At 65.7% G+C, this 22,246-nt stretch carries 19 protein-coding genes; 4 read left to right on the top strand and 15 right to left on the bottom strand.

Going from position 1 to position 22,246, the window contains the following annotated elements; genetic code table 11:
* Positions 1-72 precede the first annotated feature (72 nt).
* The 4 genes from VFA60_08530 to asnB form a co-directional block, all read right to left on the bottom strand.
* Positions 73-1,287 carry a glycosyltransferase family 4 protein gene (locus tag VFA60_08530; protein HZQ91821.1) on the bottom strand — a complete coding sequence of 405 codons (1,215 nt, stop codon included), beginning with the start codon at positions 1,285-1,287 and terminating at the stop codon, positions 73-75.
* A 24-nt stretch (positions 1,288-1,311) separates the two neighbouring features.
* A complete protein-coding gene (locus VFA60_08525) occupies positions 1,312-1,770 on the bottom strand; it encodes a hypothetical protein (GenBank protein ID HZQ91820.1) in 459 nt (152 codons plus the stop codon).
* Between the two features lie 60 nt (positions 1,771-1,830).
* Positions 1,831-3,561: a carbamoyltransferase C-terminal domain-containing protein gene (locus VFA60_08520; protein HZQ91819.1), complete on the bottom strand. Its 1,731-nt coding sequence runs from the start codon at positions 3,559-3,561 to the stop codon at positions 1,831-1,833.
* 133 nt (positions 3,562-3,694) lie between these two features.
* Entirely contained in the window at positions 3,695-5,578 is a 1,884-nt protein-coding gene (asnB, locus tag VFA60_08515; protein ID HZQ91818.1) for an asparagine synthase (glutamine-hydrolyzing), read from the bottom strand.
* A 192-nt stretch (positions 5,579-5,770) separates the two neighbouring features.
* Here asnB and VFA60_08510 point away from each other — a divergent pair, with 192 nt between their 5' ends.
* From VFA60_08510 to VFA60_08500, 3 genes are all read left to right on the top strand, one after another.
* Positions 5,771-7,033, top strand: a complete 1,263-nt coding sequence (locus VFA60_08510; GenBank protein ID HZQ91817.1) for a glycosyltransferase — start codon at positions 5,771-5,773, stop codon at positions 7,031-7,033.
* An 11-nt stretch (positions 7,034-7,044) separates the two neighbouring features.
* A complete protein-coding gene (locus tag VFA60_08505; GenBank protein ID HZQ91816.1) occupies positions 7,045-8,115 on the top strand; it encodes a glycosyltransferase family 4 protein in 1,071 nt (356 codons plus the stop codon).
* A gap of 82 nt (positions 8,116-8,197) precedes the next feature.
* Positions 8,198-8,899, top strand: coding sequence for a class I SAM-dependent methyltransferase (locus tag VFA60_08500; protein HZQ91815.1), 702 nt, complete (start codon positions 8,198-8,200; stop codon positions 8,897-8,899).
* Between the two features lie 11 nt (positions 8,900-8,910).
* Here the strand turns inward: VFA60_08500 and VFA60_08495 are convergent, their stop codons facing one another.
* The 6 genes from VFA60_08495 to VFA60_08470 form a co-directional block, all read right to left on the bottom strand.
* Positions 8,911-10,458 (bottom strand): hypothetical protein, encoded by a 1,548-nt coding sequence (locus tag VFA60_08495; protein HZQ91814.1) that lies wholly within the window; start codon positions 10,456-10,458, stop codon positions 8,911-8,913.
* Positions 10,455-11,642 carry a glycosyltransferase family 4 protein gene (locus VFA60_08490; protein ID HZQ91813.1) on the bottom strand — a complete coding sequence of 396 codons (1,188 nt, stop codon included), beginning with the start codon at positions 11,640-11,642 and terminating at the stop codon, positions 10,455-10,457. Before VFA60_08490 ends, VFA60_08495 begins: the two co-directional genes overlap by 4 nt.
* Positions 11,643-11,646: 4 nt before the next feature.
* Positions 11,647-12,615, bottom strand: coding sequence for a GDP-mannose 4,6-dehydratase (locus VFA60_08485; protein ID HZQ91812.1), 969 nt, complete (start codon positions 12,613-12,615; stop codon positions 11,647-11,649).
* Complete coding sequence (locus VFA60_08480) at positions 12,594-13,955, bottom strand: glycosyltransferase (protein HZQ91811.1); 1,362 nt, start codon at positions 13,953-13,955, stop codon at positions 12,594-12,596. The genes VFA60_08485 and VFA60_08480 overlap by 22 nt, the downstream gene beginning before the upstream one ends.
* Positions 13,952-14,680, bottom strand: coding sequence for an FkbM family methyltransferase (locus VFA60_08475; protein HZQ91810.1), 729 nt, complete (start codon positions 14,678-14,680; stop codon positions 13,952-13,954). Before VFA60_08475 ends, VFA60_08480 begins: the two co-directional genes overlap by 4 nt.
* A 105-nt stretch (positions 14,681-14,785) precedes the next feature.
* Positions 14,786-16,063: a glycosyltransferase gene (locus VFA60_08470; protein HZQ91809.1), complete on the bottom strand. Its 1,278-nt coding sequence runs from the start codon at positions 16,061-16,063 to the stop codon at positions 14,786-14,788.
* 134 nt (positions 16,064-16,197) lie between these two features.
* Between VFA60_08470 and VFA60_08465 the strand changes: the two genes are divergently transcribed.
* Complete coding sequence (locus tag VFA60_08465) at positions 16,198-17,166, top strand: glycosyltransferase (protein HZQ91808.1); 969 nt, start codon at positions 16,198-16,200, stop codon at positions 17,164-17,166.
* Positions 17,167-17,217: 51 nt separating this feature from the next.
* On the opposite strand, the gene VFA60_08460 is transcribed toward VFA60_08465, so the two are convergent.
* From VFA60_08460 to VFA60_08440, 5 genes are all read right to left on the bottom strand, one after another.
* A complete protein-coding gene (locus VFA60_08460; protein HZQ91807.1) occupies positions 17,218-17,982 on the bottom strand; it encodes a CmcI family methyltransferase in 765 nt (254 codons plus the stop codon).
* Complete coding sequence (locus VFA60_08455; GenBank protein HZQ91806.1) at positions 17,969-18,793, bottom strand: SDR family oxidoreductase; 825 nt, start codon at positions 18,791-18,793, stop codon at positions 17,969-17,971. Before VFA60_08455 ends, VFA60_08460 begins: the two co-directional genes overlap by 14 nt.
* Positions 18,794-18,867: 74 nt before the next feature.
* Positions 18,868-20,097 (bottom strand): class I SAM-dependent methyltransferase, encoded by a 1,230-nt coding sequence (locus VFA60_08450; GenBank protein ID HZQ91805.1) that lies wholly within the window; start codon positions 20,095-20,097, stop codon positions 18,868-18,870.
* Positions 20,098-20,181: 84 nt separating this feature from the next.
* Positions 20,182-20,952: a glucose-1-phosphate cytidylyltransferase gene (gene rfbF, locus VFA60_08445; GenBank protein HZQ91804.1), complete on the bottom strand. Its 771-nt coding sequence runs from the start codon at positions 20,950-20,952 to the stop codon at positions 20,182-20,184.
* Entirely contained in the window at positions 20,949-22,241 is a 1,293-nt protein-coding gene (locus VFA60_08440) for an ABC transporter ATP-binding protein (GenBank protein HZQ91803.1), read from the bottom strand. Before VFA60_08440 ends, rfbF begins: the two co-directional genes overlap by 4 nt.
* Positions 22,242-22,246 lie beyond the last annotated feature (5 nt).

The raw sequence follows: 22,246 nt of genomic DNA, 5'->3' as shown, positions 1-22,246 counted from the left end.
GGAAATCTACGGTTGCGACAGTATGGCATGGTTCTCTGGTTTGTGAAGACACGGTTGTAACCCAAAAGTAACCTAGCCCTTCGCGGGCGGCGCGGCGGCCTGTTCGATGATGTGCACCAGGTCTGGTGCAAGCGTGGAGCGGGAGAAGCGCTGCAATCCATTGGCGGAGCGCGGCGAAGGTGCGCTGCCGGCGGCGCGAAGCACGTGCCGGATTACGCCTTCCACGTCACCATGGCGGTGGGAAGACCAGGCGGCTGCGGGAAGATCCTGCGCGAGATCGGTGAGGTGGCTCTGCGCCGGCCCGACGTAGAGAAACGGCGCGCCCACCGCAATCACGTTGTAGATCTTGCAGGGGTGGACGATGCCGCGGAAGGCGTCGCCCATGACGACAACATGAAGATCGGCGGCCGAGAGCGAGCCGGCCAGTTGCTCGAGCGGCTGATAGGGGAGACAGAGGACGTTCTCCAGTCCCAGCTCCTGCGCGCGGCGGCGCAGCCGGGCGTGCTCGCTGCCGCCACCCACGAAGCAAAAGACGATCTCCGGATGCGAGCGCAGGCGCTCGGCGGCTTCCAGCACGGTGTCGAGCGGATGGCAGGGGCTGTGGTTGCCCGAATACATGACGACGAACCTGCCGCCGAGCCCGTGCTGCTCACGGAAGCGTTGCCGGCCGGCGTCGTCGAAGCGGACTACGTCGTCGTGCGCCCAGGGCGGCACGGTGTGAACGTTCGCCGGCGACACGCCCTTGGCGAGGATGCGCTCGCGCATGAAGCGATCGAGCACAACCACGGCTGCGGCGCGCCGCAGGCTGTAGCGCAGCATGGCAGCCAGTGAGCGCGCCGTGAGCGAGCGCTCGCGCAGCCAGCCGGCGGCGATGGCTTCGTCGGGATTCACGTCCATGGCCCACACGACGAGCCGCTTTGCCTTCATTGGAACGGCGAGCGCGGCGAGGAACGAGATGAGCGGCGGCGAGGTCATGGCGACGATGACGTCCACGCGCGGCAGCATGAGCAACCGCAGCGCGCACGCCGACATGAACCAGGCGAAGCCAACGGCGCGTCGCCAGCGCGACGCTTTCCCGAGTCCCAACGCGCCGAGGCGCACGATGTGTACGCCGCGCCACTGCTCACGCGCCGGGAACCGCAGCTGCGGGTCGTCATAACCGCGGTTGCCGGCGATCACGGTGACCGAGTGCCCGGCCTGGACCAGCGCGACGGCCAGATCGGCGGCGTGCTGCGCGGTGGAAACCACGTCTGGGTAGAACGCCTGATTGAGGATCAGGACCTTCATCGCAAGCGCTTCATCTCCGCGGGGTCACCATGAGAGCGAGAACGGGCCGCCGGTGGTGATGCCCCGCGCCTGGAGCCTGAGCAGTTGCTCGCATCCGGCCAGTTTGGCGGCGAAATCTGCCTTGGGAATGCGGTCGGCATGGACAACGCGCAGCGCCGGGCCGCTGCCGTTGGGCGAGGAAAGCACGGCGTAAGGCCGATTGGCGCGCGCGGCGGCTTCGCGCTCGCCGCGCTCGTCGCTCAATACGAACACCGCGCCGTCGAGGGCTTTGTTCACTTCTGTCTTGTCGCCGGTCAGATAGGTCACGCCGCAGCTTTCCAGCGTCAGGCCGCGCAGGATTTCGTCGAACGCAGCGTCGAGCACTGCGACGGAATCGGCATGCACCGGGCAGCAGAACGGCAGCTCGGCTGAGAGCAAGTAGGCGACGGTCAGCGGCATGAGCAAGTGCTCGCGCGGCGGGCGGCCGCGATACAGCTCGGGCATCCACACCGCCGCCCAAGGGGCTTCGAGAGTCAGTCGGGTTGTATCAGGACTCGCCACGCGTCAGCCGGCTTCCACCATGTAGTTGCCGAGAAAGAGCACATCCATTTTCGTTTTGCGGAAGCAATCGATGGCGTCGGCAGGCGTGCACACGATGGGTTCATCTTCGTTAAATGAGGTGTTCAGCACGACCGGGACGCCGGTGATGCGCTCGAAGTCGCGGATGAGCTGGTGATAACGCGGATTCGTGTCGGCGCTGACGGTTTGCAGGCGCCCGGAGCCATCCACGTGCGTGACCGCGGGAATCTGCGCGCGCTTCTCTTCCCTGACCTGGAAGACCATGAGCATGGTGGGCGCGGGGTGTGTCTGCTCGAAGTATTCGCCGAGTTTTTCTTCCAGGATTGAGGGCGCGAACGGCCGGAACGGCTCGCGCTTCTTGATGCGCGCGTTGAGGATGTCTTTCATTTCGGCGCGGCGCGGGTCGGCGACGATGCTGCGGTTGCCAAGCGCGCGCGGCCCGAACTCCATGCGGCCCTGGAACCAGCCTACGATCTTGCCGTCGGCCACTGCCTGCGCGGCGCGGCGAGTGAGCGCGGCGTCGTCGAGGTGCTGCGCGCGCAGTCCGGAGGCGCGGATGGCGCTCTCGATATCGCCGTTCACGAACTGCGGGCCGGTGTAGGCGTGCTCCATCACGTAGCCGCGCGGGCGCCCGAGCTCGACGTTGTGCAGCCAATAGCAGACGCCAATGGCGGTGCCGGCGTCGCCGGCGGCGGGCTGGATGAAAACTTCCTTGAACGGCGTGGCCAGCGGGATTTTTCCATTCATCACCGAGTTGAAGGCCACGCCGCCGGCCACGCAGAGCCGCGTTCCGCCGCTGATGGTGTGCAGGTGCTTGAGGATGTGGAAGCCGACTTCTTCGAGGCGCTGCTGGAGCGAGGCGGCGATGTCTTCTTCGCGCGACGTGAGCGTGCCGCCTTTTTCGCGCGGCGGGCCGAAGGTCTGGGCAAACTTGTCAGAGAAGATTCGCCCGATGGTGGGCGTGCCCTCGTCCCAGGTCATCTCGACGCCTTCGGAGTGGTGCAGGAAGTAGTCGAGGTTGAGCGCGAAGCGGCCGCCGTCTTCGGTGCGAACGATGTCGCGGAATTCATCCATGAAGCGCGGCTTGCCGTAGGGCGCCAGGCCCATCACCTTGCCTTCGTCACCGTACTTGGGGAAGCCGATGAACTGCGAAGCGGCCGTGTACACGATCCCGACCGAGTGCGGATACTCGATTTGTCCGCTGACCTCGATCCGATTGCCGCAGCCGGTGCCCCACATGGTGCTGATGAAGTCGCCAAAGCCGTCGATGGACAGAATGGCGGCACGCTCCCAGGGCGAAACCAGAAAGCAGCTCGCCATGTGCGCCTTGTGGTGCTCCACGTTGTGGAATTGAGCCTTCACGGCGTCGGGCGCGACGCCGAGCGCGGCGATGAGTTCGTCTTTGAGGTTGCGGACGCGCGCGGCGTTCGCCAGGCGGCTCGAGACCAGCCCGCCGAGCTTGGAGAGGCGCGTCATGGAAAACAGGATTTTCTTGTGCAGGTGGGCGGAAGGATCGCGCGAGATGCCGACGTGGTCGATGTCGGCGGCCGAGATTCCGGCGGTGCGCAGGCAGTACTGGATGGCACGCGCCGGAAATCCAGCGCAGTGCTTCCGCCGGTTGAAACGCTCTTCTTCAGCGGCGGCGATGAGTTCGCCGTCTTTGATGAGCGCGGCGGCGGCATCGCCGTGATAGGCGTTGATTCCCAGAATGTACAAACAGGCTCCTTGATTTCAAGGCCGGGGCCAAAGCCCCTTTCGAAAACCCGGCTATTCACCGGCCCAAGGGCCGGCGCTTCCACCTTACCGGTGCTCCCACTTCAATCGGCCAGGCTCGGCAGCCCGCGGCCGCTCAAACCACACTCATCATTTCCGGCTCACCCGGGACGGAGACGTGACTGGCGTCGCCGGCAGCGCCGGCCGACGGCCCGTTGCGCTCCAGCCAGTGTCCGAGAACGGCGAGCTGCCACACGCGCGAGTGCATCCATGGTTCCTGATTGAATCGCCGCAGCACATCGGCGGGGCGCAGGCGCGGGAGGAAACCGCTGGCTTCCAGCCTGGCCAAGCCATCGTTCACGAAGGCGGCGAGCGGGCCGCGCATCCAGCGCTGCATGGGCAGCACGAAGCCCTGCTTGGGGCGGCCGGTGGTCATGGGCGGCAGCAAACCGCGAACCGCTTCCACCAGCGCCGCTTTGCCGGCGGCTTCGGCGGCATTGCTGGCCACGCAGAATTCGACGAGTTTGTGATCGAGGAACGGGACGCGAAGCTCGAGCGAGTGCGCCATGCTCATCACGTCGCTGTCGCGCAGCAGGGTGGAGCGCATGTAACCCTGGAGTTCGAAGACGCTGGCTCGCGCCGGAATCGGGAAGGCGGGGCCGGCATCATCGGACTCGTAGCTGGCGCGAACGTCGGCGCCCATGGCGCGCAGGTCTCTCTCGCTCCAGTAGGAGCGCAGGGCCTCGTAGCGGGAGTCCAGTCCGGCGCGCGACTGCGCCACCTGTACGGCGCGGTCGCCGCGCATGCGGCGCACCACGTACGCGGGCAGCGCACGCAGCAGCCAGCGCCACTCCTCAACCAGTTGCAGGCGGCGGAAGGTGTCGTACCCGCCAAACAGTTCGTCGCCGCCCAGGCCGCTGAGCACCACCTTGATGCCGGCGCTGGCCACGGCGCGCGAGATCACATAAGTGTTCACGCCGTCGGCGCTGGGCAAGTCGAGCGCGGCAACCGCGGATGGGACCTGCGAGAGAATGTCGTCTTCGCTGAGGAGCACGCGCCAGTGCAGCGTCTGGTATTTTTCGGCGACCACCTTGGCGTAGTTGGACTCGTCGAAGCCGGTCTCGCGGAAGGCAAGGGTGAAGGTGCGCAGCGGAAGGCGCGAGTTGCGCGCCGCCACCGCCGTAACAACGGAGGAATCCACGCCGCCGCTGAGAAATGACGCGACGGGAACGTCGGAGAGCAGGTGCTCGGTAATGGCGCGTTCCAGCTGCTCGCGCAAGTGCCGGATGTTGAGGCGGCGGCGCGCTTTCGGCGAAGGCACCGGACTCCAGTAGCAACCGACGTTGCTTACGCGGCCGCGCTCGATGCGCATCCAGTGCCCGGCGGCGAGCGAACTGACGCCACGGAAGAGCGTGAGCGGTTCGGGCACGGAGCCAAACTTTAGATATCCGGAGAGGCCCATGCGGTCCAGCTGCGGCTTGAGCAATCCGCCGGCGGTGAAGGCGCGCACCTCGGAGGCGAAGGCCACGCCTTCGGCAACCTCGGTGAAGTACACCGGCTTGATCCCGAGCCGATCGCGCGCCAGCAGCAGCGCGCCCTGCGAGGCGTCCCAGATGGCAAGCGCGAACATGCCGCGCAGACGCGGCAAAACATCCATACCCCACACGGCGTAACTGCGCAGGATGGTTTCCGTGTCACTGCCCGAACGCCAGGGCTCGCCGCGCTGTCCCAGTTCGGCGCGCAGGTCGAGGTGGTTGTAGATTTCGCCGTTGAGGACGATCCAGTTTCCCGTCGCGGGATCGCGCATCGGCTGATGGCCGGCGAAGGAAACGTCGAGGATGGCGAGCCGCGTGGCGCCCAGCAAGGCTTCGGCCTCTGAGCGATCGGCGCGCGTGGCGGCGGTCCAGCCGGAATCATCGGGTCCGCGATGGTAGAGCGCGCGCAGCATCGCCTCGATGCGCGGCACCATGGACTCGACATCGCCGGACCGTGCGAGTGACAGCCCGACTATGCCGCACATCGTGCGTTCCCCGGGCGGCGCGCCCGCCGCCAAGCGACGCGCGCCTGCCATTTCGCTGACTGCATGCCGCCATCTTCGCACAGGTTGCGCGCGATGCATCCAGCGGCCTGAACGCGGCCAACGGTAGTAACCGGCCGGGGCCGGCGGCTGTGGGAGAATGGGCGCGTCGTTGTCGTTGTTATCGTCGTCTGCATGCCTGAGACCACGTCATCGCGCAGCCGATCCCGGCCGGAAAACGGACCGGCGCCGGCCGCGACGCCTGGAACGCTGCGCATCCTGCATGTGATCCCTTCGGTAGCGCCGATCAGCGGCGGGCCCGCGCACGCCGTGGTGGGGATGGCGCGCGCGCTCATGCGCCGCGGCGCCGTGGTGAACATCGCCACAACCGACTTGTGGATGCCGGCAGAAGAGCCGGTTCCTCTCGATTCGTTCACCGACTGGCGCGGCGTGCCGACAATTTTCTTCCGGCATCAGACGCCGCCACACCTGACGTTCTCCTGGGGACTCACGCGCTGGCTGGGGCGGCATGTTCGCGACTACGACGCGGTGCACATCCACACCGTGTTCTCCTGGGCGACGACGCCGGCGAGCCACTATGCCTGGCGCGCCGGGGTGCCATACATCATTCGCCCGCTGGGCACGCTCGATCGCTACTCGCTCAGCCGGAGTTGGCTGCGCAAACGAATCTATCTGTGGCTGCTCGATCGGCGCAACCTGCAACACGCCTCGGCGCTGCACTTCACTTCGGAGCTCGAGCAGCGCGAGGTGGCCGAACTCGGCCTGCGAACGCCGGGCACGGTGATCCCGCTCGGCGTTGAGGAGCCGCAGGCGCCGTCGGCGGCTGAGATTGAGGCCTTCCGTCAGCAGCACAACCTGCAAGGGCAGGTGGCGGTGCTCTCGCTGGGACGCATCGATCCGAAGAAAGGAATCGATACGGCGCTTGAAGCGGTGGCGGCGCTCACCAGCCAGGGACTCGGCGTGCGCTACCTGATTGCCGGCTCAGGCCAACCGCAATACGAAGCGCAACTTCGCGAGCTGGCGTCGCGGCCCAGCCTGGCGGGCAGGGTGGAATTCTTGGGCAACGTGGCCGGGAGAGAGAAGGCGCTCGCCCTGGCCGCGGCGGACGTCTTCCTGTTGCCCTCGCTCGATGAAAACTTCGGCGTGGCGGCGGCCGAGGCGCTCGCGGCAGGTGTCCCGCTGGTGATCAGCGGACGCGTGGGCATCGCTTCACTGGTGTCGCGGGCCGACGCCGGCGTGGTGACGGGGTGCGACGTGGTGAGCGTAACCGCCGGCCTGCTGCAGCTGCTGCAGCATCCCGAGCGGCGGCGCCTGATGGGCGAGAACGGCCGCCGCCTGGCGCGCGAGTACTTCGACTGGGACGTGATTGCCGAGCTGCTGGAGAGCCTGTACCGGCGCGTCATGGCGGAAACCGCAGCCAGACGCGGCTTGCGCTAGACTGCGCTGCAATGGCGAGGGACTCCAGGTCGATGGCAAGCGGCAACGGCAGCGGGCGAAGCCGGCGCATTCAGCTCGTGACCTCTGGGCTGGGAACCGGTTACGGCGGCATTGGCGTGGTGAGCGCCTCGGTGATGGCGGGCCTTGCCTGGGACAACGACGTTGCGCTCTGGACGAACCGTACCAGCTGGGTCAGGGCCGTGAGGCGCGCCCTCCTGCTCTCGGAAGCGCTGCTGGGCTGCTGGCGCAACCCGCCGGACTTTGTTTTCTATGAGCACGTACACCTGGCCGCGATGCACGCCGTGCTGCCGCGCCTGCGAAGCATCCCCTATGGCGTCTTCCTCCACGGCACGGAGGTGTGGGAGCCGCTGAGCGGCCGCCGACGCGAGGCGCTGGAGCGCGCCACGATTCTGATCTCGAATTCAGCGAGCACCGTGCGGCGGTCGCGCGAGTTCAATCCGTGGCTCGGGCCGGTGCGGATCACCTGGCTGGGAGTGCGAGTGCCGGCGGCGGCGCCGGACGTGCGCAGCAAAGCGCCGGTGGCGATCATCGTGGGCCGACTGGTCCCCGGTGAGCGCGGCAAGGGACACGACAGCGTGCTCGGCGCCTGGCCGCTCGTGCGCCGCGGCGTGCCCGATGCGCGGCTCGTCATCATCGGCAACGGCGCTGACCTTCCCCGCCTGGAGCGGCGCGTGCGTCGCGAGGAGATTCCCGGCGTGGAGTTCCGTCCCCGGCTGACCGACCTGGAGCGCAATCACGCGTACGAATCGGCGCGGGTTTTCCTCTTTCCTTCGCGACAGGAAGGATTTGGCCTCGCGCCGGTGGAGGCCGCCGGCTGGGGAATTCCCCTGCTGGGCCTGGCCGGCACGGTGATGGAAGAGCTGTTTCCGGCCGGCGAAGGCGCGGTGTTGGTGGACAATCTGGAACCGGCGGCACTGGCCGCTCCGATCATCAAGCTGCTGCGTGATGGTGAGGCGGCAGCCGCGCTGGGACAGGCGGCGCGGCAGCGCGTGCGCAGCGTCTTTCAGGAAGACCAGTTCATCGAACGCCTGCGGGCGGCGCTGCTGCCCGTTCTTCCGTGAACAGAACAAGAAACGAGAAAGTACCGGCCGTCTTTCTGGGACTCCAAGGCCTTCCTGTGCAGGGGCTGCTAGAATCCGGCCCATGGGCCTGGGGAAACTCGTCAGGAGAGTGTTTCCGCGGTTATGGTGGGCTCATCGCGTTCGACACCTCCGGCGCACCCGCGCTGAATACCGCAAGCTCACAGTTGAAGAAGCGTTCTCGAGAATCTACGCGAGCGGGGCCTGGGGCAATGGCTCGGGAGCGGGCTCCGATTCGCAATTCAGTGACGTGTACATCGGGTACATAAGGGAGTTCATTTCCCGGCACGACATTGCACGCATCGTGGACATCGGTTGCGGCGACTTTCGTGTGGGCAGTCGTCTTGCGCAGCTGGCTCCTTACACTGGGATCGACATTGTGCCGGCGCTGATCGAAGGCAACCGCAGCAGGTTTCCGGAAGTAGACTTCAGGACAGGAAATGTCGTCTCAGGCAGCCTTCCCGAGCTGCCGGACTCGTCACGCTCTCTGGCCACGGTCCGTCAGGTATTGCAGCACCTCTCCAACGAGGAGATCGGCGCCGCTCTCGAGAACCTGAAGCGCTACCGATATGTGCTGATTACCGAACACGTCCCCTCGTTCCCGTTTGTTCCCAACCTCGACAAGCCACACGGCCCGGACACGCGAAATGACGATTCCAGCGGCGTTGACATCACCGCACCGCCGTTCCGTGTTCAAGCCGACGTAGTCCTTACAATGCCTCTCGGCGAGCGAGATCAGCTCATGACGTGGCTGGTTCAGATTTAGCTGTTCCGGGGCTATCTGGGCGTGACGATGTTGCCGGCCCTCGATGGGGACGCGACCTGGTTGGTGTTCGGAACAAGTCCGCGACGTATCAAGCCGCTGCGAGCCGGCCCGCGGGAACGACCGACCGCGACCTGGTCTCGCTTTACGAACGACAGCACCGGGAAAAACATCACCATCGTGAGCACGATGGTTTGGATGGTCCCCCCAAAGTAGCCGGCCAACTGAGACTCCACGATGACGAGTGTTGGCACCATCGCCAGGCCCAGGCAGTTGAGGAACTCGCCGGCGTTGGGCGCCAGCAGGACGCGGCGGAACAGATCGAGCGCCGCGCCGATCAGGAACATCACGCCGAAGACACCGAACCATCCGAAATTGATGTAGGACTCGGCGAGCACACCCACAGCGATCGACACGCCTTCCAAGTCACGCTCGGCAGTGAGTCCATACTCCACCTGGTAGAACCGGTTCGCCTCGCTCATGCTGGGCTTGTTCGGCCAGAGCAGGCGCGGCACCAGCGTTACCCACAGGTAGGAATAGAGCTTGCCGTACTGGTAGGGCACGGTGTCGGGCGTCAAGTCGAGAACGTTGGCGGTTTGGCCGAGCAGGTCGAACCGGCGCAAGCTCCGGTAGGCCAGTTCACGTGCCCTGTTCCCACTGGAGTCGGTGAGCGCGTCGTGCCAGGTCACCGCCGATTGCTCTGTCCAGTAGGAGACGCGCTCCAAAGTGGAACTTTCATAACTGCTGTACCAGTACTGGCGGCGGAATTCGTCTTTCGACGCCTGAAAGAACAGCACGAAGAGGCCGAGCGAAAGCAGAGGCAGGGCGCGGAAGCGCCGACCCGCCTGCCAGAGCATGATGAGAATGATCAGCACCAGCGAGGCCGCGGTGGCCAGCCATCCCGAGGAAATTCCAGCAATGCCTCGCGAGAGGCAGTAGATGGCGATAACGATCTTGTCGAGCGGGTGGTGCTCGCCGCGCATGTAGCTGCGAAACAGCATGCAGAAGGCGACGACCGGCACCGTGTTCGAGCCGATGAGGATCGCCTGGCGCATGCCCTCACCGAACACGTATGCCGAGCCGGAGAAGAAGTTCAGTACCGTTCCGAGCGCGACCAGGATGTACAGGTACCAGCGACTGCCTCCCAGTCGCTGTGCCACGAGAGTGGATTTGGGAACATACAGGCTGGCGGTCCCGATGCTCAGGCCCAAGCCGAGCGCGCTGACGCCAAGCACCGCGACCAGCATGGCCAGCGTGCGCGTCTCCTGCGACGGATAGCGCGGTCCGCTGGCTGTCATCAGCATGGGGTCGCCCCAAAAAAGCGGCACGCCGTAGGCGATCCAGTAAGCAGTGCAGATCAGCGGGAAGAGCGGCACCTCGTGGCGCGAGGAGCGGGCCCAGCGGCGGTAGCTCATCCAGGTGATCAGGGCGATCAGAAATGAGAGAACACCCTGTCCCGCGGTTACCGGGTTGGCGCTGGTGCCCCAGAGGATGCCCGTTACCGCCAGCGGCAGCGGCAGGGCCGTGACCAGTTCGCTCAGCGACTCGCGCGAGGTCCTCATCGGCGGGCAGCCTCACCGACGATGCTGGAAACCGCCCGGACCACGCCTTCGACGGCCGGCGCCTGCGAAAACGCGGCCGCCCGGGCTTTGGCCTGGCGTCCCATTTTCTGCAACATGGATTCATCGCCAGCATACCTCTGAATCAGCGCGGCGAGCGCGGAAACGTCGCCAAGCGGGAAAATTTCGCCGGTACGGCCCGGAACGACAAGATCAGGGCCGCACCCTACGCGGTCACTTACCAGCGCCGGGCGCGAGCAGGACATGGCCTCGTTCACTACCAGTCCCCAAGTCTCGCCGCCGTCGGAGGGCAACACCAGAACGTCCGACGCGACGTAGGCCGAGGCCATCTGCGACTGGTTCAGGAAGCCAGTGAAGCGAACGGGAAGGCGATGCTCGGCGACAACGCGCTCGCACTCTGGGCGTAAGGGGCCATCGCCGGCCATCAGAAGTTCAAAGCTGGCCGATGCGGCAGCTTTCTGCACAGCGCGAAGCAAGTCCAGAGGGCGCTTCTTGGGTATGAGTTTTCCGGCGTACAGCAAAACGGTGCCCTGCCCGGCCAGCGACCACTGGCGGCGGAGCTCTCCGCGCCGCCGCTCCAGTTCCGGCACGCGCGCGGCGAACCAGGACTCGGCCACCATGTGCGGCACGATGAAAACACGCTCCGCCGGGACGCCGTAGTGCAGAAAATAGTCGCGCGACCACGTCCCCGCGGCGAGGCAAGCGTTCATACGACCCAAGGCCCAGCGGTACGGCAACTCTTTGGCCGCCTTCTTCCACCATGGCCGGGGCTCGCGCAGGTGCGAATCGCCACGCACCATCACGGGCACGCCGCGACGCCAGCAGGCGCGGATCGCGTCACGGAGCCGCTGCTCCTGCCAGCCGTTCACGAGCACGACATCGAAGGTGGCAAGACGCTGATCGACCGCGCCGTCGTCGAGAAAGGAATGCGCGTAGCCCTCCAGCAGCGGAACGTCCCACTCGAAGTCAACGCCGAAGCCGGCATCGGCCTGCTGCTGCGGCGTGGCGCGCCGGCAGAAAAAAACGTGCAAATCGAGTTCAGGATGTCGCGCGAGCTGCTGATACCAGGGCGCGTGGTACTGGATGGGATGGCTGCTGACGACGGCAAGCCGGTGGCGGGTGCCGCCAGCCGCGGCGGCGCCGTGGGCGCCGGCCGACGCCGTCAATTGCTCAAGCCGAGTAATACGCGACCACCTTCTGGATGATGCCCCGCACGTCGAGCGTGGGGTGATACCCGATCGCCTTGCGGATCTTGCTGATATCGGGCACGCGGCGGCAGGTGTCTTCGAACCCTGCGCCGTAGGCCTGATCATAGGGCACGTGCACGATCGGGGAGCGGCTGCCGGTGATCTGTCTCACCATTTCGGCCAGTTCGTTGATGGTGAGCTCCTGGCTGCTGCCGATATTGAATACCTGTCCAACCGCATCGTCGTGGTCCATCAGGCCGATCACCGCCCCGACCACGTCGCCCACGTAGGTGAAACTGCGCGACTGCGTGCCGTCGCCAAAGACCGTGATCGGTTTCCCTTCCAATGCCTGCCTGACGAAGCTGGGCAGCACCATGCCGTAGCGCCCGGTCTGGCGCGGGCCGACCGTATTGAAAAAGCGCGCCACGATGACCGGCAGCCGCTTCTCGCGCCAGTAGGCCAGAGCGAGAAATTCGTCGATGGCCTTGGAGCAGGCGTAGCTCCAGCGGCCTTTGTCGGGGGGGCCCAGCAGCAGGTCCTGGTCTTCGCGGAAGGGCATGTCTTCGCTCTTGCCGTAAACCTCCGAAGTGGAGGCGATCATGACCTTCTTCCCTTTCTTGCTGGCGTGCTTCAAGACGACCTCGGTGCCGTGCACGTTGGTTTCAATGGTGTTCACCGGGCTCTCGATGATCAGCCGGACGCCAACCGCGGCAGCGAGATGAAACACCATGTCGCAGCGGTCCACCATCTCGGCCACCAGCGAATCGTTGCGGATGGAGCCGATCACGTAGTGGAAGTCGGCGTTGGACTTTAGGTGGTCGATGTTGTCCATGCTGCCGGTGGAGAGGTCGTCGAGTATGTGCACTTCCTCGCCGCGGCGCAGAAGTTCTTCGGCGAGATGCGAACCGATGAATCCGGCGCCTCCGGTGATCAGTGAGCGGCGCTTGGGCAAGCGGGACCCCCTTCCTGTTGGGACTTGGTGGCTTGGACGCCGATTGTATCCGCGGCTTCAATGCCGATGGCGCGATCGAGAACCGCCGCAAGCCGCCCCGTCATGGCGCGGGTCGTGTACGGCTCAAAATCTTCCCAGCGGGTGGGCGGCGCGAAGTCGTGCGGCAGGACCATGAGCTTTTCCAGCGCAGCGAGGATCTCCGCCGCTTTGCCCTCCAACTCCGGCGAGGAGCGAAAGACGATGGGATCGCACGCGCGAGTCTGCCGCAAAATGGCGGTGGCGCTGCTCTCGGCGTGCAGAATGGCGAGCACCGGACGGCGAGCCAGGATGTACGGAAACACCTTCGACGCGGTGTAGTGCGCCTCTTCCGAGCCAACGATGACCAGCGCGTGACAGCGCGTGAGCAGTTGCAGGGCTTCCAGATAGGCGACGCGCTGCGGCCGCTCCTCCACCATGTCTTCTATGCCGGCTTGGCGCGCCCAGGGCAGCACCAGCGGCTTGCTTCCGCCGTAGTTGGTGCCGACGAAGTGAAGGCGCAACTTCCCGAAGAAATCCGGCCGGCGGTCGCGGCCAAGCTTCACAGCAGCAAACAGTGCACGCAGTACCGGCGCCATCGCGACGGTATACGCGCCGATGTATCCGAAGTGCAGCAAGCCGTCGGTGCCCCAGCTGTTCTCGCTTCTCGGATGAGCGCGGGCGTAATCAAAATCGGCGGGCTCGCCGCCGTAGGGAATTTCGGTGGCTTGCTCGCGGCCAAGCCAGCGGTAGCGGCTGACCACAGAATCAGTCGTCCCGAGCGAAACGCCGGTGATCTGCGCCGCGCGACGCAGCGCGATCGGCTCGAGTCGCCGCGCGAGCCAAGCCGACGCCCCCACCTTCGGCAGGCGCCGCTCTCTGGGCACAGTGCGGTAGTAGTCGCTGACCCACGGATCGATATAGTCCACCACATAGGGCAGCCCCAGCCGCGCATGCGCCAGCCGTCCGAGCAGCATGGGATAGTTCGGCGGGACCGGTATGAAGAGCGCGTCCACCCGCTCGCGGCGGCACAACTGCTTCAGCGCGCGCCAGTGTTGGCCCATGGTGCGCAAGCCGAGGTCGCCGATTCCGAAGATACGCGTGAACTTCGGACTGAACGCCTCGGTGCGGATCACTTCCAGCGACGGCGGGAGAAGTTGCAGGTTCTCCTGGTCAATCGTCCACTCGTAGGAGGCCGGCTTGGTGGTGATGATGATGGGACGCCATCCGAACTCGGCCAGGTGCGAAGCGAAGAAACGAACGCGCAACGCCGGCGGATGATTGCTCGGCGCAAAATCGGGTGCGATGATGGCCACCGTTTTCATGAGGCCAGGGCGAGCAGCTCGCTGGCGCCGTCGAACTCGCGCATGGAATACCCTAGGTCACCTAAAAGGCTGCGCACGTCGCGCTGCGCCTGGTCTGAGTGCAATGAGACGATGAGAGCGGGACGGTGCTGTCGCAGGCAGCGCGCCGCTCCGCGCAGTGCCGCACCTTCAGCGCCTTCGATGTCCATCTTGATGACGCCGGGCGGAGGAATTCGGCCCTCGTCGAGGAGCGAATCGAGCGTGTTCACGGCAACGGTGCGGTCGCCGTTTGGCGACAGCGAGCCGGAGCTGCGGCCGGCGTTGCTGCCGAACGTCGCGGTGCCGCAGTAGTCCGCCAAACCGAGCGCGAAGACCTCCACGTTGGCAGCGTTGTTCAGCGCCAGATGACGTCGCAGATACTCGAGGTTGGCAGCGTCCGGCTCGAAGGCGATGACGCGTCCGGCGGCGCCCACGAGCTTCGAGGCGAGCAGCGTGTAGAAGCCGACGTTGGCGCCGGCGTCGTACACGACCATGCCGGTGCGAACCGTGTCGGCAAAAACCTGTTGATGCCGCTTCTCGTAGCTTCCAAGCCAGCAGCCGTGGTTGGCCGAGCCCACCACCCAGCGCTTGCCGCGCAGTCTGCCTTGCAGGATGGGAACGGTGGCCGAAGGCGGCACCAGGCGCAGCAGTCCGCGGAGCGCCTTGCCATGCCAGGTTCGCGCCGAGATGCCGGAAAAGTCGATCACGCCCGCCCTGATGTAAAAGGAGTCGCCCCATCTTAAGCTGGTTTGGGTTTGCCGCTGGAGTGGCAATTCAGCCACAGGCGGTGAGGCAGGTCCTCCGGCCGGCGGTCACGACGAGGCGGCGTCCGAAGCTGGCCCGCCGAGCGTCTTCGCCACCAGATCCAAAAGCGCGCCGCGTTCCAAAGGATGGTCCCAGCGCCAGCGCCGCTGCGCCGCCGCCCACGAAGCTTCCTTCGCCCGGCGCAAGGCCGCGGGATCGCCGGCCCAGCGCTTCAAGTGCGCGGCCAATGCGGCGATATCGCCCGGGGTATACGACACCGCGCCTTCCCCGAGGCTGTCGGCCAAGTCGGCCTGGCCTTCCGTTCGCGTGAAGACCACGGCAAGTCCGGCCAGCATGTAGGTGAATGACTTGTTGGTGCGACAGATGCTGCGGTTGAAGACGTGTCCGTCTTCCACCGCCAGGCCAACGTCGTGCCCGCGCGCCAGGTCAATGGGATCGTCAGGAGCGGGGAGATCGTGCCGCAGCGTTGCGTTGGGCGCCTTCTCGGCGACAAACTCGCGAAACTGCTCCATATACCCGCGTCTCGGCACCCCGCGCACGTGCAACTCGCACCGGATGCCGGCCTGGCCAATGGCAAGGACGGCGTCTTCCAGTCCGCGCCCGGCGCCGAGCGTCTGGCTGAACCAGTAAAGACGCAGGCGGTCACCGTTGCTGGAGAAGTCTGGCGCGCGCGTGGGCAGCGGGAACGTGTTGTTGAGTACCCGCGGCTGTAAACCGTACTTACGCGCATACGCCTCCGCCATGGCCGGGCTTGCGGCGGTGAGGAAGGCTGCGCCGGGAAGGATTTCGAACTCGATGCGCTCGATCAGCCGGTGCGAGAGCCGTGATTGCGGCGAATCGTCCTGTTCGGCGCTGTGGAAGTCCTCCAGGTCGAGCGCGTAGGGAACGCCTTGCCGCCGCGCCGCTTCCGCTCCGGTTGCGAGCGCGAGCCCGGTCCCGGCGTAGATCAGGTCCTGGCGCTCACTCAGGACGGCGCGCAGCAACTCGGAGTGGTGCCGGCCGAAAGCGCGCGCGAGGAGGAACAGCGGAGCGCGTTGTACGCCGCCCAGTTCAACCAGGACGCGGGCAGCGCGATAACGTCCGCCGCTCGCGAAGTGCAAGAGCGGCGCGGTGGAGCGGCCTACGTCCACGCGCTGCCAACGGAAGCCGCCTCTGCGTGTCAGGTCGCCATCAATCTCGTCGGGCCAGTCGTGGTACCGGGCGCTGACGACCCGAACGTCGTATCCCTCCTCGGCCAGCGTCCTCGCCGCCTTCACCATGCGCGGACACATGGCCAGGTGGGCGGCGGTGAGAACGCAAATCCGGAATTGTTGTTTGCCCGCCATTCAGGCCGCCGGTTTCCCGTTTTTTTTTAGCGCATTCACTCCGATTCTAACCCGGATGGCGGCAGGTGCCGTTGCGAATGCGCGGCCGCGATGGCCCGCGGGGAGCCGGAAAACGTGCGCTATAGTGCTGCTCGATGCCGGCGCGGGTCTCGATCTGCATGCCCACCTACAATGCGCGGCCGGACTACCTGCGCCGCGCGCTCGCCAGCGCCCTGGCGCAGAATTACGATTCGTTCGAGATCATCGTCTCGGAGAACCACACCAGCAACGGCGCCGACGCGGTGCTGAATGAATTTTGCGACCCGCGGATGCGCGTGGTGCGCCCGCCGCGGTACCTGGGCATCGCCGACAATTTCAATTTCTGCGTCTCGCACGCGCAGGGCGAGTACATGTGCGTGCTTCCCTCCGACGACATGCTGCATCCCGATTTCTGCGCCAAGCTTTCCGCGGTGCTCGATCGCCATCCCGATGCGGTGTGGGCTTCCTGCGCCTTCGTGGAGATTGACGAGCAGGGGCGCGAGCTGAAAATCGTGAACGAAGTCGCGGAAACTTCAGTATTCAGGCCCGGCAAGGAAGAACTGCGGCGCTACGTCTTCGGCCCGGTGCACAACTTCGTAGCGAGCATGATGCGCACCGCGGCGTATCGTGCGGCGGGCGGCCTCGATCCGAAACTGTGGCGCGCCGGCGACTGGGACATTGACTTGACGATGCTGCGGCAGGGGAGCGTGGCGCATCTGCCCGAACCGCTGTGCTTCTACCGGAACTGGAAGTCGCAAGTTGAGCCCGAGCGCCTCCTGGCCATGCCCGGGCTGACGGCCGACGTGTACGAGAAACACGAGCGCGCCGGCACCTTTTCGTCGCTGCCGCCTGCGATGGTGCGCAAAGCGCGAAAGCGATGGGCAATCGCGATGATGTACCGCTTGAGCGCGCACGAACTCGACTCGGAAGCCCGCCGCGCCGCTGTGCAGGACGCTTTGCGGCTTGACCGCAGCTTCACCGTCCGGCTGCGCGCCTGGCTCATTTCGGCTGGCCTGAAGAAGGTCGTGGTCGGTTGGCGCGACGCCCGGATGACGGCGGGAAGATGGCGCCGGCTGATTTTTTAAACCAGGCTGGTCGAGACCTCCGCCACCATCAAGACGCTGCACGCAAGGTCTCTACGAAGTTTTTCTGAGGAACGCGTTCGGCCAATACGTGACCCGCTGCGTGATGGTCCCTTCGTTAAAAGGAAACGCGGGGTCTTCCAGGCAAAAATCGGCGCGCTCCTTCAGAAAATCCTGCACCGCGCTCTGCGGATTGTTGGTGCCCCAATCGGGCTGGCTGCGGGGCGCGCCGGCCAGGTCGCGCATGATGCCGTCGCACGCCACGATATAGCAGCCGGGCGAGACCATCGGCGCATACGCGCGCAATTCGCCGAGGACGTGCTCACGCGTGTGGTTGGAATCGAGCACCACCATGACCGATTCACCCGGCCCGATCTGTGAGCGCACGCGCTCGATGGTGGCCGCCTCGATCGAGTTTCCCTCTACCAGCGTGATCATTGGCGCCAGGGCGTGTGCCTCGATGGCCTGGCGGTTGTGCGGGCGAATCTCTACGTCCACGCCGATCACGCGGCCCTTGCCCAAGCCCTGGAAAACGTTGGCATAAAAGACCAGCGACCCGCCGTGTGCCACGCCCGTCTCCACCAGCACATCAGGCTTCACCCGGCAGACCACTTCCTGGATGCGGAACATGTCCTCGGGAAGCTGGATGATAGGGCGGCCGAGCCAGGTGAAGCTGTAGACGTACTTGGTGTCCCAGCCCGAGCGCAGCCAGGCGCGCGAGATGAGCGCGAAGGCCTCCGGCGTGCCGATGCCGTACACCTGCCGCCTCCCGTGCTCTTCCCAGACGACCTCGCCCTTCTCCAGGTCAACGCTGAGCATGCGAGCCCTCGGGCCGCCGCAGCGAGGCGATGAGTTCGTCGAGCGCCGGGCCAAGATCCCCGGGCACATACGCGAATTCTTCCGCAATACGCCGCACGGAGACGGGCGGGAACCGGACGGCGGGCGCGCCTTCTTCGGCGGCGAAAGTGCACGGAACGCGCGCGGCGATCATTTCCAGGATCTGGCGGTGCGTCGCGTTTTTTCCCGACGCCAGGTTGTAGATCCGCCGCTTGCCGCCCATCACGATGCGAGGCAGGAGCTGCAGCACGTCGCCGATGGCGATGTAGTCCTTCTCCGAGTCGAGCGCGGTGTGCAGCAGCACGTGGTGGTGCGTCAGCGCCTCGCGCACGATGGCGGGAACAAAGTCGCGCGGGCTGCCGCCGCCGCCGACCACGTTGGAGAGCCGCACCACTCGCACGCGCGGGTTGGGATGATTCAGGCACAGTGCCTCGCCGGCGAGCTTGGAAAGGTTGTAGAGGTCGTCGGGCAACTCAGGATGCACCAGGATAGCGGCTTCCTCCGAGGTGGAGGCCGCGCCCGAGTAAATCCGCGCCGATGAGAGATAGCAGAACGATTCGAACTGCGCCTTCTCGAGCACGTCGGCGGGAAGGGTGACGTGGGCGCGCAGCGTATCGAAGGGCCGCTCGCGGAAGTCGGCGGTGATGCCGGCGGCGAAGATCACGTGACCCAGGCCGCCGCCCGGCAGCGCGTCATTGCGGCGCAGCGCGGTCACGTCGTGCCCCGCGGCCTTGAGACTGCGCACCAGGTGCGATCCGATGAACCCTCCGGCGCCGACGACGGTGAACTTCATCGGTCACGCTCCCGGCTGATCGCGTTGCCAACAGTTGCGAGGGTCATAGTTTCTGCGCGGCGGGCCGCTCCGAATCATACGATTCGCGGCTGCGGGATGGGAACTATAAAGCGGCCTCCCCGGCGGCGATACTCTTCCTGCTGCTGGAGGATTTCGTCGGCAAAGTTCCAGGCGAGCAGCAGCACGTCGTCGGGCCGCGCCTGGAGCAGCTTTTCCGGCGGAAAGATTTCCAGATGCGAGCCCGGCATGAAGCGTCCCTGCTTGTAGGTGCTGCGGTCGACCACGTAATCCACCAGACTGGCGCCTATTTCGAAATAAGTGAGCAGGATGGTGCCCTTGGCGGCGGCGCCGTAGGCGGCAACCCTCCTGCCCTGTGCCTTGGCGTCGAGCAGCAGCTTGCGCAGGTCGCGCTTGAGCTGCTCCACGCGCCGGCCGAAGTCGCGATAGAAGTCGAGCGTCACCGCGCCCCAGCTTTGTTCCTCGGAGCGCAATTCGGCGACGCGCGCGTTCGGCGACGCGGTGCCGGCGCGGCCCACCGTCACGCGCAGCGAACCGCCGTGAATGGGCAGGCGTTCGACGTCGAGGACCGCCATCTTGTGCCGGGCAAAGAGGTTTTCCAGCGCGGTCAGCGAGAAGTAGCACAGGTGCTCGTGGTAAATGGTGTCAAACTCCACCGCGTCGATCAGGTCCTTGATATAGGGCACCTCGATGATGACCACGCCATCGGGCTTGAGCAGCGCGGCCATGCCCTGCACCGCGCCGTTCAGGTCGTTGAGGTGGGCGAAGACGTTGTGGGCGTGGATAACGTCAGCCGCGCCGCGCTCGGCGCGAAGTTGGGCGGCCAGGTCGCGGCCGAAAAACTCGGCCACGGTCGGGATGCCGCGCTCGCGCTCCGCCACGGCGGCGATGTTGCGCGCCGGCTCGATGCCCAGCACCGGGACGCCGCGTTGCTTGTAGTACTGCAGCAGGTAGCCGTCGTTGCTGGCGATCTCGACGACCAGGCTCTTGGCGTTCAGCTTTCGCTCGTCGGTGAGCCGGCTGGCGAGCTGCTCGGCGTGCTTCAGGAGCGTGTCGGAGAACGACGAGAAATAGGAGTACTCGCGAAAGATTTCCTCCGGAGGCACGGTTTCGGTGATCTGCGCCAGTGAGCACGCAGGACAGAAAACGAGATCGAGCGGATAGCGCGGCTCAGGCTCGTCGAGCTGCTCGCGCGTAAGCAGCCGGTTGGCCAGCGGCGTGAGGCCGAGCGAGAGCACCGGCTCGAGGCGGCGTCCACCGCAGGCGCGGCAGGCCTCTTCACGCATCGTGCCGGTCTCCCGAAAGTTGCAGGTGATGCTCAAGACCCCCACTGAAGCAGACAGAAGGCTTCACTGGGGCGCCCAACGCGCTCATCCCCACACCTTCCACGGCGCTTTGCCGCTGGCCCACAGCGACTCCAGGGTGCGCTTGTCGCGCAGCGTGTCCATGCACTGCCAGAAGTCTTCGTGACGATAGGCGGCCAGCTGGCCGGCGCGCGCCAGCGGCTCCAGCGCGTCGCGCTCCAGGCTGGTCGCGTCGCTTTTCAGATAAGGGAAGATTCCCGGTTCCAGCACCAGGAAGCCGCCATTGATCCAGCCCTCGCCGACCTGGGGCTTCTCGGTGAACTCGGCCACCAGGTCGCCGTCGAAGACGATACCGCCGAAGCGTGCCGGCGGACGCACGGCGGTTATGGTGGCCAGCTTTCCCTGCTTGCGATGGAACTCGACCAGCTTCTTCAGATTCACGTTGGAGACGCCGTCGCCGTAGGTGACGAGGAACGTTTCCTTCTCGAGCCATGGCTGGCAGCGCTTGACGCGGCCGCCGGTGTTGGTTTCGCTGCCGGTGTCCATCAGGTGCACGGTCCAGTTCTCCGAGGGCGCGTGGTGGCGCTCCATCTTTCCCGTGCCGAGCGCCACGGTCATGCTGCCGTTCAGGGTGGAGTAGTCGAGGAAAAAGCGCTTCACCACCTCCGATTTGTATCCCAGCGCGACGAAGAACTCGCTGAAGCCGTAGTGGGCATAGTGCTTCATGATGTGCCACAACAGCGGCAGCCCGCCGACTTCGACCATCGGTTTGGGACGGACTTCGGTTTCTTCGGCGAGACGCGTGCCGAGCCCGCCAGCAAGGATGACGACCTTCATTGTGTGCTCCCTTGTGGCTGCATCTGACCGGCGCCGGCGGGTCGGTAGCTGTTGGTCCAGCGCAAGATAGGGCGCACCGCTCCCTCCATCGGCCCGGCAAAGTCGCCCCGGGCTGAGTCGCCGTCGAGCGTATCGACAACATGGAAGGCGACCGCGTCCTGCTCCCAGAAGTGCACTTGCAGCGGATCAAAGGTGCTGAGCGCCACGCTGACCACCAGGGTTCCCTCGGCCAGCAGGTTCCCCGGGATCCACGCCGTACTGCTGTGGCGCCCCGAAGGACGCGGCGTCCGCCGCCACTCTGGACTCAGATCGGTGGCGACGAACACACAAACGCCTTCATCGTTGTAAACGTGAATGTTGGGCACCAGCACAAACTCTTCCAGCACATCGAACTCGATTTCGATTCCCACGGGGCGGCGGATGTCCATGGTGTCGCTGACGCGGCCGTCTTCGCCGCGAACACGGGCGGCAACGAGGCGCGCGATGTTGTTCCCCGGCGCGGTGCGTGGATCATTCCATTCACGCATGGCCGTCGAGCCGAGGCCCGACTCCAGGTAGGCGCCAACCACCTGGTGGGCCGGCCCATCGGCAGCCACTCGGCCGCCATCCAGCAGCAGCGCGCGCGGGCACAGCCGCGTGATCGAGGGCATGTTGTGCGAGACGAAGAACACCGTCCTGCCCTGCTCGCCGACGCTCTGCATCTTGCTCAGGCACTTTTTCTGGAAGCGGGCGTCGCCCACCGCCAGGACTTCGTCCACCAGCAGGATTTCCGGCTCCAGGTGCGCCGCCACCGCGAACGCCAGCCGCATGTACATGCCGCTGGAAAAGCGCTTCACCGGCGTGTCGATGAACTTTTCGACTTCGGCGAAGGCCACGATTTCGTCGAATTTGCGGGCGATTTCAGCGCGCTTCATGCCCAGCACCGCGCCGCTCAGAAAAATGTTTTCACGCCCGGTGAGCTCGGGATGGAAGCCGGTCCCGACCTCGAGCAGCGAGCCGACACGACCATGAATCTCGGCCCGGCCTTCGGTGGGCTCGGTGATGCGCGAAAGGATCTTGAGCAGTGTGCTCTTCCCTGCGCCGTTGCGGCCGATGACGCCGAGCACCTCGCCGTGGTTGACCTTGAAGCCGACGTCCTTGAGCGCCCAGAACCAGTCTTGATCCTGGCGGCGGCGGAACGGGGACCTGGCGGCAGCAATGATGGCGTCGCGCAGCGTGCTGTAGCGCTCGCGCTGCCCGATCTGGTAGCGCTTGCCGATGCCTTCGCACTGGATGGCCAGGTCACTCACAGCTG

The sequence above is a fragment of the Terriglobales bacterium genome (assembly GCA_035651995.1).
GTDB lineage: Bacteria > Acidobacteriota > Terriglobia > Terriglobales > Acidobacteriaceae > DASRER01.
Note: the sequence above shows the minus strand (reverse complement) of the source record. Positions and strands in the feature narration are given on the sequence as shown.